15 protein-coding genes are annotated in these 16,311 nt (G+C 63.0%); 5 read left to right on the forward strand and 10 right to left on the reverse strand.

What is annotated here, in order from left to right; all coding sequences use genetic code 11:
- The first annotated feature begins 122 nt into the window (after positions 1–122).
- Positions 123–599, forward strand: coding sequence for a hemerythrin domain-containing protein (locus BLP99_RS06940; RefSeq protein ID WP_072430643.1), 477 nt, complete (start codon positions 123–125; stop codon positions 597–599).
- 52 nt (positions 600–651) lie between these two features.
- Here the strand turns inward: BLP99_RS06940 and BLP99_RS06945 are convergent, their stop codons facing one another.
- From BLP99_RS06945 to BLP99_RS06975, 7 genes are all read right to left on the reverse strand, one after another.
- Positions 652–1,530, reverse strand: coding sequence for a LysR family transcriptional regulator (locus BLP99_RS06945; RefSeq protein WP_072392788.1), 879 nt, complete (start codon positions 1,528–1,530; stop codon positions 652–654).
- Between the two features lie 247 nt (positions 1,531–1,777).
- The gene (ycaC, locus tag BLP99_RS06950; protein WP_072392785.1) at positions 1,778–2,407 is read right to left on the reverse strand and encodes an isochorismate family cysteine hydrolase YcaC; all 630 of its coding nucleotides are present in this window, start codon (positions 2,405–2,407) and stop codon (positions 1,778–1,780) included.
- A gap of 143 nt (positions 2,408–2,550) precedes the next feature.
- The gene (locus BLP99_RS06955) at positions 2,551–4,389 is read right to left on the reverse strand and encodes an amidohydrolase (RefSeq protein WP_072393070.1); all 1,839 of its coding nucleotides are present in this window, start codon (positions 4,387–4,389) and stop codon (positions 2,551–2,553) included.
- Between the two features lie 127 nt (positions 4,390–4,516).
- A complete protein-coding gene (locus tag BLP99_RS06960; protein ID WP_072430644.1) occupies positions 4,517–5,152 on the reverse strand; it encodes an antibiotic biosynthesis monooxygenase in 636 nt (211 codons plus the stop codon).
- Entirely contained in the window at positions 5,145–5,558 is a 414-nt protein-coding gene (locus tag BLP99_RS06965) for a DoxX family protein (protein ID WP_072392778.1), read from the reverse strand. The genes BLP99_RS06960 and BLP99_RS06965 overlap by 8 nt, the downstream gene beginning before the upstream one ends.
- Positions 5,555–6,502, reverse strand: a complete 948-nt coding sequence (locus BLP99_RS06970) for a LysR family transcriptional regulator (RefSeq protein WP_072392775.1) — start codon at positions 6,500–6,502, stop codon at positions 5,555–5,557. The genes BLP99_RS06965 and BLP99_RS06970 overlap by 4 nt, the downstream gene beginning before the upstream one ends.
- A 146-nt stretch (positions 6,503–6,648) precedes the next feature.
- Positions 6,649–7,470, reverse strand: a complete 822-nt coding sequence (locus BLP99_RS06975) for an alpha/beta fold hydrolase (protein WP_072392772.1) — start codon at positions 7,468–7,470, stop codon at positions 6,649–6,651.
- Between the two features lie 264 nt (positions 7,471–7,734).
- Here BLP99_RS06975 and BLP99_RS06980 point away from each other — a divergent pair, with 264 nt between their 5' ends.
- Positions 7,735–10,542 (forward strand): ATP-binding protein, encoded by a 2,808-nt coding sequence (locus BLP99_RS06980; RefSeq protein ID WP_072430646.1) that lies wholly within the window; start codon positions 7,735–7,737, stop codon positions 10,540–10,542.
- Here BLP99_RS06980 and BLP99_RS06985 read toward each other — a convergent pair.
- A complete protein-coding gene (locus BLP99_RS06985) occupies positions 10,489–11,952 on the reverse strand; it encodes an ATP-binding protein (RefSeq protein ID WP_072392766.1) in 1,464 nt (487 codons plus the stop codon). The genes BLP99_RS06980 and BLP99_RS06985 overlap by 54 nt on opposite strands.
- Positions 11,953–12,134: 182 nt before the next feature.
- Entirely contained in the window at positions 12,135–13,085 is a 951-nt protein-coding gene (locus BLP99_RS06990) for a GlxA family transcriptional regulator (RefSeq protein WP_072392763.1), read from the reverse strand.
- Positions 13,086–13,331: 246 nt separating this feature from the next.
- Between BLP99_RS06990 and BLP99_RS06995 the strand changes: the two genes are divergently transcribed.
- The 3 genes from BLP99_RS06995 to BLP99_RS07005 all read left to right on the forward strand — a co-directional run bounded on the left by BLP99_RS06995 (position 13,332) and on the right by BLP99_RS07005 (position 15,195).
- Positions 13,332–14,054 carry a pirin family protein gene (locus BLP99_RS06995; protein ID WP_072392760.1) on the forward strand — a complete coding sequence of 241 codons (723 nt, stop codon included), beginning with the start codon at positions 13,332–13,334 and terminating at the stop codon, positions 14,052–14,054.
- Between the two features lie 332 nt (positions 14,055–14,386).
- On the forward strand, positions 14,387–14,776 hold the full coding sequence (locus tag BLP99_RS07000) for a hypothetical protein (RefSeq protein ID WP_231991059.1): 390 nt from the start codon (positions 14,387–14,389) through the stop codon (positions 14,774–14,776).
- Positions 14,777–14,988: 212 nt separating this feature from the next.
- A complete protein-coding gene (locus BLP99_RS07005; RefSeq protein ID WP_072458320.1) occupies positions 14,989–15,195 on the forward strand; it encodes a hypothetical protein in 207 nt (68 codons plus the stop codon).
- A 69-nt stretch (positions 15,196–15,264) separates the two neighbouring features.
- Here the strand turns inward: BLP99_RS07005 and BLP99_RS07010 are convergent, their stop codons facing one another.
- Positions 15,265–16,305 carry a GlxA family transcriptional regulator gene (locus BLP99_RS07010; RefSeq protein WP_072392749.1) on the reverse strand — a complete coding sequence of 347 codons (1,041 nt, stop codon included), beginning with the start codon at positions 16,303–16,305 and terminating at the stop codon, positions 15,265–15,267.
- Positions 16,306–16,311 lie beyond the last annotated feature (6 nt).

The raw sequence follows: 16,311 nt of genomic DNA on the forward strand, positions 1-16,311 counted from the left end.
AACCCACTGTTTTTAAAGGCTTTTCAAGAGATCAACGACTGGCACGCCCCATGCAATCCTCCTGTAACGCGGCGTCGACGCTTGAAGTCGGCCCGCAACCGTGAATTGCCGAGGAGCTGTATATGAACGCCATCGATCTGTTGAAAGCCGACCATGAGCGCGTCAAGGGCATTCTTGCCCAACTGAGCGAGTCCACCGAACGCGGCGTCAAGAAGCGCACCGACCTGTTGGCGAAGCTGGAGATGGAAATCACCATCCACACCCGGCTGGAAGAAGAAATCCTGTATCCCGCTTACAAACAGGCCGGGGGCAAGGAAGAGGTGGAGATGTACTACGAGGCCAAGGAGGAACACCGCACCGTCGACTCCCTGGTGTTGCCGGACCTGAAAGCCACCGATCCTTCCAAGCCGGAATTCGCGGGACGGGTGAAAGTGGTCAAGGAACTGCTTGAACACCACATCGAAGAAGAAGAGAAGGAAATGTTCCCTCAGGCCAAGAAACTGCTGGGCAAAGCCAAGCTGGATGCCTTGGGTGAGCAGATGGAAACCCTGAAAGCGCAATACAAGAAAGAAATGAGCAGCGCCAACCTCGCTGCCTGACCGGCCACGAATGCTTCAGCCGTCGCCTGGACGGCTGAACGCGTTCGCTCGATCACTGCATGTATTCGCGCAGGAAGTCCACCAGCGCCTGCACCGGGCGCGAGCTCTGCCGGTGTTGCGGATACACCGCCGACAGCGCCAGGGGCGCGGTCTCGAAGCCTTCGAGAACCTGGACCAATCGTCCATCCTTCAGCGCATCCCCCAGAATGAACGTCGGCAGGTAGGTGATACCCATGCCGGCGATAGCGGCGTCCCTGAGCAGATCGCCGTTATTGGCCCGCATGCGCCCAGCCACCTCCAGCACTTGCGGCTTGCCGCCCGCCGCGAATCGCCACTGGACCTGCCGGCTGTGGCCATATGGCAGGCAGTCATGCCCGCGCAGGTCTTCGGGTCGCGTGGGTGTGCCGCGCCGGGCCAGGTACGCCGGGCTGGCGCAATAGACCCGTTCGATGGTGGCGATGCGGCGCGCGATCAGGGTCGAGTCTTCCAGCTCTCCGATCCGCAGCGCGAGGTCATAGCCCTCCCCTAACAGGTCCACGGAACGATCGCTCAGGTCCACCTCCACGCTGACTTCCCCGTAACGCTGCAGAAACAGCGGCAGCAGGCTGCCCAGGTGCGCCACGGCGAACGACAGCGGCGCGCTCAGGCGCAGGGTGCCGCGAGGCTCGCTGGTCTGGCCGCTGATGCCCTGCTCCACCTGTTCGATTTCACCGAGCAGGCGCAGGGCCGCTTCGTAATAACGCTGGCCCAGGGGCGTGACATCCAGGCGCCGCGTCGAGCGATTGAGCAGCCTGACACCGAGCCGCTGTTCCAGGGCCATGAGCTTGCGGCTGACGAACTGCTTGGACAGCCCCAGCTTGTCCGCCGCTGCCGTGAAACTGCCTGACTCCATGACCTGGGCAAAGATGCGCATTTCTTCGAAAGGATTCATTGCTCTCCAAGTAGACGGAAGATTTTTGCCGAACACGAACTGTGGCGAGGGAATTTATCCCCGCTGGGCTGCGCAGCAGACCCCGCATTTAGTCCAAGGAACATTCTGACACAACCGGTTGGCCGACTTTTGGGGCGGCTGCGCACCCCCACGGGGATCAATCCCCTGGCCACAGGCAATATAGGCCAGATAGCCAGACAAAAAGATGCCCGCACATTGGCGGGCACCTGTTCAGCCTGGAAACGACTTACCTGGCGGTCTGCGCCGCGTAGCTGTTCATTAGGTTACGGTAGTTCGGAATGCGCTGGGACAGCAGGTTACCCAGGCCTTCGATGTCGTTGCGCCAGTCGCGGTGCAGCTCACAGGCGACCGAGAACCAGTTCATCAACTGCGCACCGGCGGCGCTCATGCGGGCCCAGGAGGCTTGCTGCACGGTTTCGTTGAAGGTGCCCGAAGCATCGGTCACGACGAACACGTCGAAGCCTTCGGCCAGGGCCGACAGTGTCGGGAACGCCACGCAGACGTCGGTCACCACGCCGGCAATGATCAACTGCTTGCGACCGGTGGCCTTGATCGCCTTGACGAAGTCTTCGTTGTCCCAGGCATTGATCTGGCCTGGACGCGGGATGTACGGCGCATCCGGGAACATTTCCTTGAGTTCCGGCACCAGCGGACCGTTGGGGCCCTGTTCGAAACTGGTGGTCAGGATGGTCGGCAGGCCGAAGAACTTCGCCAGGTCGCCCAGGGCCAGGACGTTGTTCTTGAACTCGTTGGGCGAGAAGTCCTGGACCAGGGAAATCAGGCCGGTCTGGTGATCGACCAGCAGGACGACTGCATCATCTTTGTTCAGGCGGTTGTAGACAGGGGCGTTGCTCATGGGATGACTCCTTTGGGATGGATGATGACGAAAACCTGTGGGAGCGAGCCTGCTCGCCAAAGCGGTGTATCAGCTTGCGGCGATGCCGGAGGATCCGACGTCTTCGCGAGCAGGCTCGCTCCCACAGGGAAAGTGGTTGTTAGTCAAAAGGCGAAGCAGGAGCAGCCGAACGCGCCCCAGAAGCCTTGGAAATCGCTGACCGGGACGTTCGACAGCCGCGCGCGTTCATGGCTGTGGGAATGCACCGCGCAAGGGCCACTGCACTGGTGGACCTGCGCCTGCAGCGGCGAGGTCGGCCGCCAGTGGCCGGGCACCTTGACCACCGGCGACCAGTCCGGCAGCACCGGGACGCTGGCAGGGCCGAGTTTTTCGAAATCGCCGGCGGCATACACCACCTTGCCGTCGACCACCGTCAACACCGACTCGATCCACTTGATGGCCTCTTCCTCGACGCTGAAGAAGTCCGCGCTCAATGCCGCCAGGTCCGCCAGTTGGCCGACCTTGATCTGGCCTTTCTTGCCTTGCTCCGATGAGAACCAGGCGCTGCCATGGGTGAACAGCTCCAGCGCGGTCAGGCGCGGCAGCCCTTGCTCGTGCAAGGCCAGGCCGCCCACCGTGCGACCGCTGACCATCCAGTACAGCGAGGTCCAGGGGTTGTAGCTGGAGACGCGCGTGGCGTCGGTGCCTGCGCCTACCGGCACGCCCTCGGCCAGCATGCGCTTGATCGGCGGCGTGGCTTCGGCGGCCTTGGCACCGTAGCGGTCGACGAAATATTCACCCTGGAACGCCATGCGGTCCTGGATCGCAATGCCACCACCCAGCGCCCGGACCCGCTCGATGTTCTTCGGCGTGATGGTCTCGGCATGGTCGAAGAACCACGGCAGGCCGTTGAACGGGATGTCGCGGTTGACCTTCTCGAACACATCGAGCATGCGGCTGATGGATTCGTCATAGGTGGCATGCAGGCGGAACGGCCAGCGTTGCTCCACCAGATGGCGCACCACCGGTTCCAGGTCCTGCTCCATGCCGGGCGGCAGGTCCGGGCGCGGCTCCAGGAAGTCTTCGAAGTCCGCCGCCGAGAACACCAGCATTTCGCCGGCGCCGTTATGCCGCAGGAAGTCATCACCCTGGTGCAGCTTGACGCTGCCGGTCCAGTTCTTGAAGTCGGTGAGTTCTTCCTTGGGTTTCTGGGTGAACAGGTTGTAGGCGATGCGCACCGTCAACTGCTGCTCACGGGCCAGCTGTTCGATGACCGCGTAATCGTCCGGGTAGTTCTGGAAGCCACCGCCGGCGTCGATGGCACTGGTCAGCCCCAGGCGATTGAGTTCACGCATGAACTGGCGGGTGGAGTTGACCTGGTACTCCAGGGGCAGCTTCGGACCCTTGGCCAGGGTCGAATAGAGGATCATCGCGTTGGGGCGCGCCACCAGCATGCCGGTGGGTTCGCCCTTGCTGTCGCGGACGATCTCGCCGCCCGGGGGGTTCGGCGTGTCACGGGTATAGCCGGCTACCCGCAGCGCAGCGCGGTTGAGCAAGGCACGATCGTACAGGTGCAGGACGAACACCGGGGTGTCGGGCGCAGCCTGGTTGAGCTCTTCCAGGGTGGGCATGCGCTTTTCGGCGAACTGGAACTCGTTCCAGCCCCCCACGACCCGCACCCATTGCGGCGTCGGTGTGCGGTCGGCCTGGTCCTTGAGCATGCGCAGGGCATCGGCCAGGGACGGCACGCCTTCCCAGCGCAGTTCCAGGTTGTAGTTCAGGCCACCGCGGATCAGGTGCAGGTGCGAGTCATTGAGCCCGGGAATGACCGTGCGTCCCTTGAGGTCGATGACCTGGGTAGCGCTGCCGCGCAGGGCCATGGCCTCGGCGTCGGTGCCCACCGCGACGAATTTGCCCTGGCTGATGGCGACCGCACTGGCGCGGGGCTTTTCACGGTCGACGGTATGGAACTGGCCATTGAACAGAATCAGATCGGCACTCATCGGATTTCCTTTTGAATGTGAAGAAGCGAAGGACAGGCCCGGCCAGAAAGCCGCCGCGGCGCTGAGCAGGGATCCGGCGGCCAGCAACTGGCGGCGCAGTGGATCGCGTGGATCTTGTGGATCGTCGTTATTGGCCATCGTCGGGCTCCAGGTGTTCGAGGTTGGACGCCTCCAGCCAGGGCGCGAACAACCGGGTCGCCATGGGCATGCATACGTACACCACCGAGAGCACGATGGTCAGGGTGATCAGGAACGTGGCGACGACATAGTTGGAGAGAAATGCATGGAGTTGCAGCAGCGGCCCCCACAGCAGCGGCACCAGCAAGGTGTGCGGCAGGATGACCAGCAGCGTCACCACGGCCTGTTTCCAACGGGGCGGTGGCGCGGCGGCATCCGCCAACGGGGCGAACCAGAACTCCTTGTGAGGCGCCACTTCGGTCTGGTCACCGTCGGCCAGCAAGGGCTTGGCTTGCGCCACCAGCTCACTGCGCTCGGACGATTCCAGCCAGCGCTGCATGGCCTCGGTGGAGCAGAAACGCAGCACGCAGGTGAACAGCGACAACCCGCCCTGCCGGCCCCGGACCACATCGACGCCCAGGTGCCCCGGCCATCCACCGGCCACCCGCACGATGCGCCTGAGCCAGGTCTCATAGGCAGCCTCCTGGCCGGCCTTGATCCGGTGCTTGACCACCAGGGTCACGATTTCATCGAAGCCGGGCCGGGCGTGGCTGGCGACGGGTTCGACGGTTTGGGATTCAGACATGACGAAACACTCCGGCAAAGCGCGCGTTCAGCGCCAGGCGCCCAGGCCCGGCAATGAACACGCTGGTAAAGATGATCAGCAGGAGCCAGCCGAATTGCCCTTCTTCGAGGCTCCATTGGGGATGCACCAACAGCAGCGCAACAGCCAGCAAAAACAGGATCGGCAGACAGGCCAGGCGCACCAGCACGCCGATGGCGATCAGCAGCGGACACAGCACTTCGGCCAGGATCGCCAACACCAGGGTCGGCGCCGCGCCCAGGTGGAACGGGTCTTCGATGCGGGTCAACTCGGCGCTGTAGTGCAGCAGCTTCGGCAGCCCATGGACCCACAGCAGGAACAGCGCCCCGCTCAGGCGCAGGAACAGCAATCCCCAGTCCTGCAGCGAGCGTTCGTCGGCCAGGTTCATCGCTGGGTTCCTTGTGCGGTCGCCGGCGCATCCACCGGCAGCGACTGGGACATGTGCGTGGCGATGCGCGAGCGCAGCCAGCGCTCGGCCGGATCGTTGTCATGCACGCCGCTCCAGACCATGGACAGCTCGGCGGCATTGATCTGGAACGGCGGATCCTCGGCCCGCAGCCCGCAGCCTTCCACCAAGGCGCAGGCCGCGTAGTCGGGCACGGTGGCGATCAGTTCGGTGCCGGCCAGCAACGCCCGCAGACCGCTGAATTGCGGCACAGCCAGCACGACCTTGCGCGTCCGGCCGATGCGGGCCAGGTCCAGGTCGATGTTGCCGCTCAGGTCCCCCGAGAACGACACCATCGCGTGGGGCCGCGAGCAGTATTCGTCCAGGGTCAGCGGCCCGGGGCGCTTGTCACCGCGCAAGACCTTGCAGGGAATGTCCCGCAGTTTCTTGCGCTTGGCATTGGCCGGCAGGTCGGTGGTGTAGCTGACACCGACGCTGATTTCACCGCTGGCCAGCAGCGACGACATCAACAGGAAATTGGCGCGCCGGACCACCACGATGATGCCCGGTGCCTCCTCCCGGAGCTGGCTGAGCAGCGGCGGAAACAGGCCGAACTCGGCGTCGTCCGACAAACCGATACGGAACACGTCGCAACTGGTGGAAGGATCGAAGGCCTTGGCCCGGCTGACCGCGCCGGAAATGGTGTCCATGGCCGGTTGCAGTTCCTTGAGGATGGCCAGGGCCCGGGGTGTCGGCTCCATGCCGCGACCGTTGCGGATCAACAGCGGATCGTCGAACAGATCCCGCAGCCGCCCAAGCGCCGCGCTCACCGCCGGCTGGCCCATGAACAGCTTTTCGGCGACGCGGGTCAGGTTCTTCTCGAACATCAACGCCTCGAAGATCACCAACAGGTTCATGTCGAGGCGGCGTAAATCGTTGCGGTTCATGGGTATCAGTCCTGTCGAATACCGATCCTGTGAGAGCGAGCCTGCTCGCGATAGGCGAATGTCAGTCGGCGGCGATGTTGACTGTTGCGCCGCCATCGTCGGAACGCCGCCCGGAGCAAGCTCGCTCCCACAGGTGTGTGGCTTGATCAGCCCTGGATGAACGCCAGCAAGTCCGCGTTCAGTCGGTCCTTGTGGGTATCGGTCAGGCCGTGGGGCGCGCCGGGGTAGACCAGCAGTTGGGCGTTGGCGAGCAGTTTCGCGGCCGCGATACCGGCGGTTTCGATCGGCACCACCTGGTCGTCATCGCCATGGACCACCAGCGTCGGTACATCGATCTTGAGCAGGTCCTCGGTGAAATCCGTCTCGGAGAAGGCCTTGATGCAGTCATAGGCATTCTTGTGCCCGGCGAGCATGCCCTGCATCCAGAACCAGTCGATCATGCCCTGGGATACCTTGGCACCCGGCCGGTTGGCGCCGAAGAATGCGCTGGCCACATCCTTGTATAGCTGAGAACGGTCGGCCAGGGAGGCCTGGCGGAAACCGTCGAACACCTCGACAGGCAAGCCACCCGGGTTGGCCGGGGTACGGAGCATCAACGGCGGCACGGCCGAGATCAGCCCGGCCTTGGCAACGCGGGCGGCGCCATGACGGCCGATGTAGCGCGCCACTTCGCCACCGCCCGTGGAGAAACCGAGCAGCACGGCTTGCTTGAGGTCCAGACGCTCGATCAGCTCGGCCAGGTCGTCGGCATAGGTGTCCATGTCGTTGCCGTCCCAGGGCTGGCTGGAGCGTCCGTGTCCACGGCGGTCATGGGCAATCACCCGATAGCCGTTGGACGCCAGGAACATCATCTGCGCCTCCCAACTGTCGGAGTTCAACGGCCAGCCGTGGCTGAAGACTACCGGCTGCCCACTGCCCCAATCCTTGTAGTAGATCTCGGTGCCATCGCGGGTGATGAAGGTGCTCATGACATGCTTCCTTGAGGTGGGTAGATGGACAGATGGTCCAGCCATCGGCGTCATGGGCGTGAGTTAAACGTTGTTAATTTTTCCGAAGACGGCGTGTTGAAAGCCCGAATGGCGATGCCTGGTGGTGCGCCCAGAGCGCTCTCGCGCCAAGGGTCCCGCTGTTGGAAAGCTGGAGCCAGAGCCTCTTGGCCGTTGCACTTGCAACCAAACCTGAAGAATATGCTCGGGTAAATCCATGCACCGAGACACCCTATTGAGCGCAACATGAGCCACGATCTCGACCTGCCCGTCGAACAGACCGTGCATTTCGGCCCCTACCACGTCCATCCCCGCCAGCGCCTGGTGCTGGAGGCTGGCCAGCCGCTGCGCCTGGGGCGGCGGGCGGTGGAGATCCTGCTGGTGTTGCTCGAACACGCCGGCCAAGTGGTCAGCAAACAACAGCTGATCGCCCGTGTCTGGCCCAGGAGCGTGGTGGAAGACACCAACCTGCGGGTGCACGTCGCGGCATTGCGCAAGGCCCTGGGCGACGGCCAGGCCGGCCAGCGCTACATCGTCACCGTGGCGCAACGTGGCTACAGTTTCGTGGCACCGATCTCCTTCGAACCGTTCGAGCGCCAGGTGCCCATTCCCCATCCGTCATCGACCCATAACCTGCCACTGCCGCGCAACCGGATGATCGGACGCCAGGCGATCCTGGAAAACCTGGTGGCCCAACTGCCGCGCAAACGCTTCATCACCCTGGTGGGCACGGGGGGCATCGGCAAGACCACCGTCGCCCTGCGCGTCGCCGAACGGTTGATCGGTCACTACCGCGACGGCACGTACCTGCTCGACCTGGCGTCCCTCAACGACCCGGCCATGATCGCGCCGAACCTGTGCGCACTGCTGGAGCTACCGCCTTACGGGGGGGAGGCGCTGGATGTCATCGTGCGCCAGTTCAAGGAGCGGCACCTGCTGCTGGTGATCGACAATTGCGAGCACCTGATCGACGCCGTCGCGCAGTTCTGCGAAACCCTGCTGCGCGGTGCGCCGCACCTGCATATCCTGGCCACCAGTCGCGAAGACCTGCGTGCCGAAGGTGAATATGTGCAACGCCTGGACGCCCTGGCCTTCCCGCCCCGGGAGATGCCCATCGAGGGCTACCCCGCCTTGCAATACCCGGCGTTGCAACTGTTCGCCGAGCGAGCGATGGCCAGCCTGGAGAGTTTCGAGCTGACCGACCGGGAGGTTCCCCTCGTCGTCGATATCTGCCAGCGACTGGACGGCATTCCCCTGGCCATCGAGCTGGCCGCCGCCCAGATCGGCCGCTTCGGGCTCGACGCCCTGCACAGGCAACTCCAGGACAGTGTCGCCCTCCTCCATCAGGACCGCGAGAGCGGCGCCCCCCGCCAGCAGACCCTGCGCGCCACGCTGGACTGGAGCTTCGCACTGCTGACGCCCTGCGAGCAGACCTGCCTGCGACGGCTGGCGGTGTTCATGGGCAGTTTCAACCTGGCGTCGGCTGCCGCCGTGATCATTGGCCCCCATGTCGCGCCGGATCAGGTGCTGGTGTCCATCAGCCAGTTGGTCGCCAAGTCGCTGCTCAACGTCGAGCTTGGCGACGAAGAAGTGCGCTATCGCCTGTTGGACACGACCCGCAGTTATGCCTTGGAAAAACTGGCCGAGGCCGCGGAGCTCTCCGCCAGCCAGGCTCGCCATGCGGAGCGCTGCCTGGCGTTGATGGAGCAGGCCGAGAAGGATTGGGAAAACACCCCCACCCGCCTCTGGATCGCCCGCTACGCCGACTATCGCGACGACATCCGCGCCGCGCTTGACCGTGGCCTGGCCCCCCAGGGCGCACACGCGGTCGCCATTCGCCTGACCGCCCGGACGCTGCCCCTCTGGCAGGAATTGTCGCTGCTCAAGGAACATGGCCTTTACGTCAACAAGGCCTTGGCATTGCTCCGGGCGAGCCCAATGCCCTGCCCAAGGCTCACCCTCGCCCTGGAACTGGCCCGCGGCAGTTTCAGCTATCACACCGAAGGCGGCACACCCGCGACCATCGACGCATTCATCACCGCCCGACAGCTGGCACAGCAGTGCCAGGACCTGACCAGCGAGCTGCGGGCGGTGTCGGGCCACATGGCCGTCAACCTCAGCTGTGGTCACTATCGGCAAGCCCTGGAGCAGAGCGAGGATTTCGACCGGCTGGGCATGCATGACCCTATCCTGTCCCTGAGCACCCAGCGCCTGCGGGTGCTGGCGCTGCATTTCGACGGAAACCAGGATGCCGCCCGGCACGACGCCGAGCAGGTGCTCCAGCGCCTGGCCCAGAGCGGCCACCTCAGCCGCTTCACCCACGGCTTCGGCGTGCAATACGACCAGAGCGTCGCCGCGTTGACCATGCTTGCGCGGATTCTCTGGTTGCAAGGTTTCGCCGAGAAAGCCCGGCGCACCGCCAGCCTCGCGTTGCAAATCGCCTTGCAGATCAACCATGGCACCTCGATCTGCTACACCCTGGCCCTGGCCGGTTGCGTGATCGAGCACTACAACGGCGATCCGGCAAGCGCCCGGGAGCGGCTCCAGATGTTGCGGCACCAGGCCAAGAAGCATTCGGTGATGCTGTTTCACGGCTGGGCGGACCGCTACGCCGACGCCTTCGAGGGTGTTCCCGTACAGGCGGGCCTGGCCGCGACCGGTCTGATCCAGGATATCGTCGTCACCCTGCGGGCCGACCAGGTATGCCCGGACCAGGTCGAACGGGCCCATGACGGTACCGCAGGCTGGTGCACGGCGGAAATCCTGCGGGCCGGCGCGCAGGCCTTGCTGGCGCAGGAGGACCCTGCGATGGAAAAACGGGCCGAAGTACAACTGCAAGCAGCTTTGAAGGTGGCTCGCGAGCAGCATGCCCTGGCCTGGGAGCTGCGCAGCGCCATGTCCCTGGCCCGGCTATGGCTGCGCCAGGGTCAGGAGCAGGCGGCGCGCAACCTGCTCGAACCGGTTTATCGCCGTTTCAGCGAGGGTTTCGAGACACCGGATCTAGTGCAGGCCGATGCGTTGCTCAAAGCCATGTCTCGGCGGCATGGGCCTTGAATGGGGGGCCCAGGCCTCCTGCAACACGTACCGCCGGTGGTAGTGATGCCACTGCCCGCCGCGCTGCAGTTTTTCCAGGGCATAGGCGCGGGTGGTGTGAAGCAGGAAGAAACGACCCTCTTCGCCACACCGATCGCGCATCACCAGGGACTGTTTCACCAACTGCGACAACAGTGATACCACTTGCGCCGCCTCCAGCTCCGGACAACTGATCACCGCCAGCGCCGCCTCCAGGGTGAAGGGGCCTTCGAACACCGCCAAGCGCAGAAGCACTGCCTGCCCAGCCGCTCCCAGGCGCTCAAAACTCCAATCCAGCGAGGCTTCCAGGCTGCGGTGGCGAGCCAGCGCGGTGCGCCGGCCATGGCTCAGCAGCGCCAGCCCGTCGTCCAGTTGTTCCAGCACCCCCGCTACGCCCAATACGCCCACCTGGGCCGCAGCCAACTCCAGGGCCAGGGGCAAGCCATCGAGACGTTGGCCTATCCGTGCGAGGCTCCTCCGTTCCCGGTCATTCGGCCTGAACCCTTGCAGGCGGGCGCCAATCCGGTCAACCAGCAATTGCACCGCCGGACAGGCCAATAGCGCCTGTTCGACCTCGCGGTCATCGGTCACCGCCAGGCCCGACAGCTGCACGACATGTTCATCGGCGAGGTCCAGGCATTCGCGACTGCTCACCAGCACCGACACATCGGGGGCAACCGCGCGCAGTTTCAAGACCAGTTCCCGGCAGCCATCGAGCAATCGATCGCAGCCGTCGAGCACCAACAGCATCCGACAGGGCTTCAATTGCCATTCAAGGGATTCGGGCGCCAGGCCCAGGGTTCGGGCGACACACCCTCGTACCTGGCCTGGATCCGTAAGCGCGTCCAGGTCCACGAACCAGACGCCGTCATGGAGATGCCCCAGCAACAGCTCTGCCACCCGCAATGCCACGGTGGTCTTGCCGACGCCGCCCGGCCCGGTCACGGTGGTCAGGCCGTGGCGTGGTATTTCGGCCAACAACTGCCCCAGCACCCTGTCTCGACCGAGCACCGGGCTCAGGCGCGCAGGCAGGTTGTGCCGTTCTATCCGTGACGCTGAAACCGGCGAGGGAGCAAAGCAATAGCCTTGCCCGGGATCGTTGCGGATGTACCGACACGCGCCCGTCCCATCGCGAAAGGCCCGGCGCAGCGCCGCGATATGCACCCGCAGGTTGATGTCTTCCACGACACTGTCTGGCCAGACCCGTGCAATGAGGGTCTGTTTGTCGACATAGGTGCCGGCATGCTCCACCAGGACCTGGAGGATGTCCAAGGCTCGCCCCCCCAGCGCCAGGGACCTGCCCTCGCAGGTGACCAGTCGCTGCTGCGGGTGGAAGGTGAACGGGCCGAAGCTCACCGTCGGTTCGGTATCCGGTTTGACGAAGTTGTTCATGGGCGATCCAGCGCCAGACAACCGGTGCAGGCAGGCGTTACGACTCGACAACACGTCTGCCCCGGCTCAAGCGCATCCTTTACCAAGGGTTCGCCGGTTATCTTGGCAGCCGTGGGCGACAGGACAATGCTGGCACAGGACGCATCACGGACATCACGATGCCCTGGACGGACACCGCAGGCTCAACTGAATTGCTGGCGATACTGCACCGGGGTCAGGCCGAGCTTTTCGCTGAACTGGGAGCGCATGTGTCGCACACTGCCGAAACCGCTGCGAAAAGCCACGGTCTTGAGGGGCAAGTCGCTGGTTTCCAGCAACTGGCGCGCCCGGTCGATGCGCGCGCCCTGCAGGAACTCCATGGGGGTCATCTTCACGTCCCGGGCAAACACCCGGGCGAAATGCCGGGGACTCATGGCGGCCAGCTCGGCCATGCGCTCAACGGTAAAAGGCTCGTCCAGGTGCTCGATCACATGGTTCTGCACCCGGGTAATGGCCGACTCCTGTGTCGCCACTGCCGCCACCAACGGGCTGAACTGCGCTTGCCCGCCCTGTCGCTTCATCACCACCAGCAACACCTTGGCCACATCCAGCGCCACTTTGCGCCCGTAGTCCTGGGCGACGATGAACAACGCCAGGTCGATACCCGCGGTGACCCCACCGGACGTCATCAAGCGCCGGTCCTGCAGGAAAATCCTGTCGGTTTCCACCAGGGCCTTGGGGAAACGCTGGACCAGGCGCTCGGTGTAGTGCCAGTGGGTGGTGACGCGATAGCCGTCGAGCAATCCCGCCTCGCCCAGCACAAAGGCCCCGGTGCAAATGGAGCCATAGCGGGTGGCCCGTTGCGCCGCGGCTTTCAACCAGGTCTGCAACCCCGGATGCTGCTGGTTGTAGGCGCCCGGCCCACCGGGTACCAGCAACACGTCATACGCCGCCCAGGCCTGGTCGATGTGGATATCGGCCTGAACTGTCACCCCGTTTGACGCCCGCAGCGCACCGCGCTCGGTTCCCAGGGTGAGCAATTGGTAACGCTGGTCTGGTTCAAGATAACGGTTGGCGATGGAAAACACTTCAAGCGGCCCGGCCATATCGAGCAGCAGAAAGTCCGGGAACAGCACCATTGCAACGGTTTTCATCAGAAAGACGCCAAAAAAATCAAAAGAAACAATAGGTTCCATCGTCCGGCAGCAGTAGCAGGAACAACAGACCCTGCGCATTATGGCCAAGCGAAGCGCCCGTTGGCGAGCCTGAACAATTGTCCACTCCAAGGCGACAGTCTTTCGTTTTTCATCTACTTATTGAATCACCGACTAACCATTAATCTTTCCCTGAACCCGGCGAACGGCCACGACCGCCCCGCCCACTGAATCAGGAGAACCACCATGCTGACCCTTCGCAAAGCTTCGGACCGCGGTATCGCCCGTCACGGCTGGCTGAACTCGTTCCACACCTTTTCCTTCGCCAACTACCGCAACCTCGACGAACAGGGCTTCTCTGACCTGCTTGTCATCAATGACGATCGCGTAGCCGCGGCCAAAGGCTTTGGCCAGCATCCACACCGGGACATGGAAATCTTTTCCTACGTGCTCGAAGGTGCGCTGGAGCACAAGGACACCCTGGGTACGGGCTCGGTCATTCGCCCAGGCGATGTGCAACTGATGAGTGCGGGCAGTGGCGTGGCCCACAGCGAGTTCAACCACAGCGATAGCGAGCCGGTGCATTTTCTGCAGATCTGGATCGTGCCCAACGTCGCTGGCGCCACGCCGCGTTATCAGCAACAACATTTCAGCCCCGAGCAGAAACGCGGCCGGCTCCAATTGATCATTTCACCGGAAGGAACCGACGGCTCGCTGCAGATTCGCCAGGATGCGCGGGTGTACGCCGGGCTGTTCGATGGCAAGCAAAGCGCCACCCTGACACTGGCGCCCGATCGCTACGCCTACGTGCACGTGGCTCGTGGCAAGGTCGAGCTGAACGGCGTGCAACTGCAGGAAGGCGATGGCGTTCGGGTTCGTGAAGAGCAGGTGCTGACGTTCAACAACGGCGAAGATGCCGAAGTGCTGGTGTTCGACCTGCAACCGAGGGAACTGCCGCAGATGCCATAAGCCGCAGGGCATAAGCCTTGGCCTCTGTGTGGAGGAAAATATCTAAAAAAAGTCAGGCACCCCGGTAGAAATCGAGCTTTGCTGAAATGAGACATGGCGCATCGTTCCAGGACCTCCCTGTAGCGATGCGTTGTGGCGCTTGTGGGAAAGGGTATTGCGGATGCTTCGCCAGGCAGGCACACATCCGTAAAAGTTCCTACTAATTGACTATGTCCGACCAACGGTCAAATGTGACATCATTCTGTAATGTTGACTCAGTGTCGCAAGCCAAGCAGAATGATTCCACTTGGCCATCACCTTGTTCTTTTCATGGAAGAAACATGAAGACGGTTATGTCCCTCGTTACCCTGTCCGTAGCGTGCCACGCGACAGCGGATATGCAGCAGATCACCTACAACTACGATGATTCGGATGCCCGATACGCCATTGTCTCGTTTGCCAGGAGTGGTTCCGCCATCCAGGCCATCGTCCAGAGGCAGGGTGTCTACTTCACCAGCTACACAAAACTGGAACTCGATTGTGCCGAGCGTCATGTCCGTCACATGGGGATGTACAACAGCATTGAGGAGCTGGAGAAAGCTCAGTTCGATCAGATGCAAGGTCGGGTCATCGATGGTTCGATCGCCGATGAGGTGGGTCAAGTGCTCTGTAAAGACGCAACCCTGACAGCCTCGCAAACGGACGAACTGCCCGCTGACGAGCAACCGGACGACAAGACCTGATCCCAACGCCGCTAGCTTGCGGCGCCAGCCCTTGCATCCATTGCAAGGTCGATACAGAGCGAAGCTCCCTGACATGGATGTCTGAAAGCAGACGGCGAGGCCTTGCGGCAACTCGCCCCTGCTGAAAGACCCTTTATTCCTGCGCAGACAGGAAAAAGACCCAACCAGACACCTGAATTGCCTGTCCTTGTCTGGACGGGCGGGGAACACTCATGCATGCAAGAAAGATTTTTGAAATCCTGATGGCGCTGTTGGCTTACATTCTTGTTTCATTGCTTTGGTTCGGTTACGCGGTCCCGGGGATGATCGAATATGATTCCGATACTTCATTGATCGTGGCTGCAACGGGTTCGATCATCTGGATGTGCGCCACAGGTTGCATTGCCCTGTATCTCGTTCAGAAGACTCGCAAGGCCTGAACGCCCAGGGGATCATCCGGCCGCAAGGCCGGTGCCCCGACCGAATGAAGATACGCAGGCCCCCAGGGCTTAACGCATCGCCTGTTTCCGCTCGAAGGTTGAACGATAACTGCCGGGCGGGACGCCAAAGAAATCCCGAAAACGCCGCTGGAAATGCGGAGAGCTGACGAAGCCCGTGGCAACGGCGATTTCCGTCACGGACCGGTTGGTCTGCTGGATCAACTGGCGCGCGCGGGTCAGGCGCAGCTCCAGGTAGTAACGCGTCGGGGTCGCCCCGAGAAAACGACAGAAACGTCGTTCGAGCTGGCGCTTGGAGATCTTCACGCAGGCCGCCAGCTCATCGATGGTCAACGGCTCCTCGATGTTCTGCCACATCAGCTCCAGCGCCAGCTTGAGGCTTTCCGGCAGGGTCGGATCCGTTTCGACGAAGACCGGCGGCAAATCGGTTTCATCGCCCGACTCATCGCAGCGCAGGATCTCCTCGATAGCCCCCACCAACGCTTGCCCACCCGTCAGGCGAATCAACTGAAGCATCATGCGTAGGGAACTGTTCGCGCCTGCACAACTGACGCGCTCCCGATCGACCACGTACGCCCGGCTGGAGACTTTCACATGGGGAAAGACCTCCAGCATCATGGCGCGGCTTTCCGGATGGACCGCGCACTCGAAACCGTCCAGCAGGTTGGCGTCGGCGACGAAGAAAACGCCATTCCACAGCCCGCCCATGATCGCCCCGGACGCGGCATTGGCGCGCAACTTGCGCCGTAACAAGGGCACGCCTTGCAGTTTGACGCGAAAGCCTCCGGCGACGATCAGGATATCCTGGTCCTCCGGCAGTTGCGCCAGTTCGATGTCGGTGGAAATGACGATCCCCAGGTCGCTGGTCACCTGAGCGCCCGACACACCGACCGTCAGTACCTCGTAGAGGGGCCTGTCGCTCATCAGGTTGGCTGTCACCAGGGCATCCACCGCGCCGGTGAAAGACATCATCGAGAAATTGTCCATCAGCACGAACGCGACACGTATCGGCGCCTGATCGGCACTCGGCGAACCGAGAGGCCGATAAGCCATGTTCTTGTTTTTCAGTACGCTCTCGAATGCGCTTGGCATAGGGCC

This window comes from Pseudomonas sp. NFACC32-1 (assembly GCF_900101215.1).
Lineage (GTDB): Bacteria > Pseudomonadota > Gammaproteobacteria > Pseudomonadales > Pseudomonadaceae > Aquipseudomonas.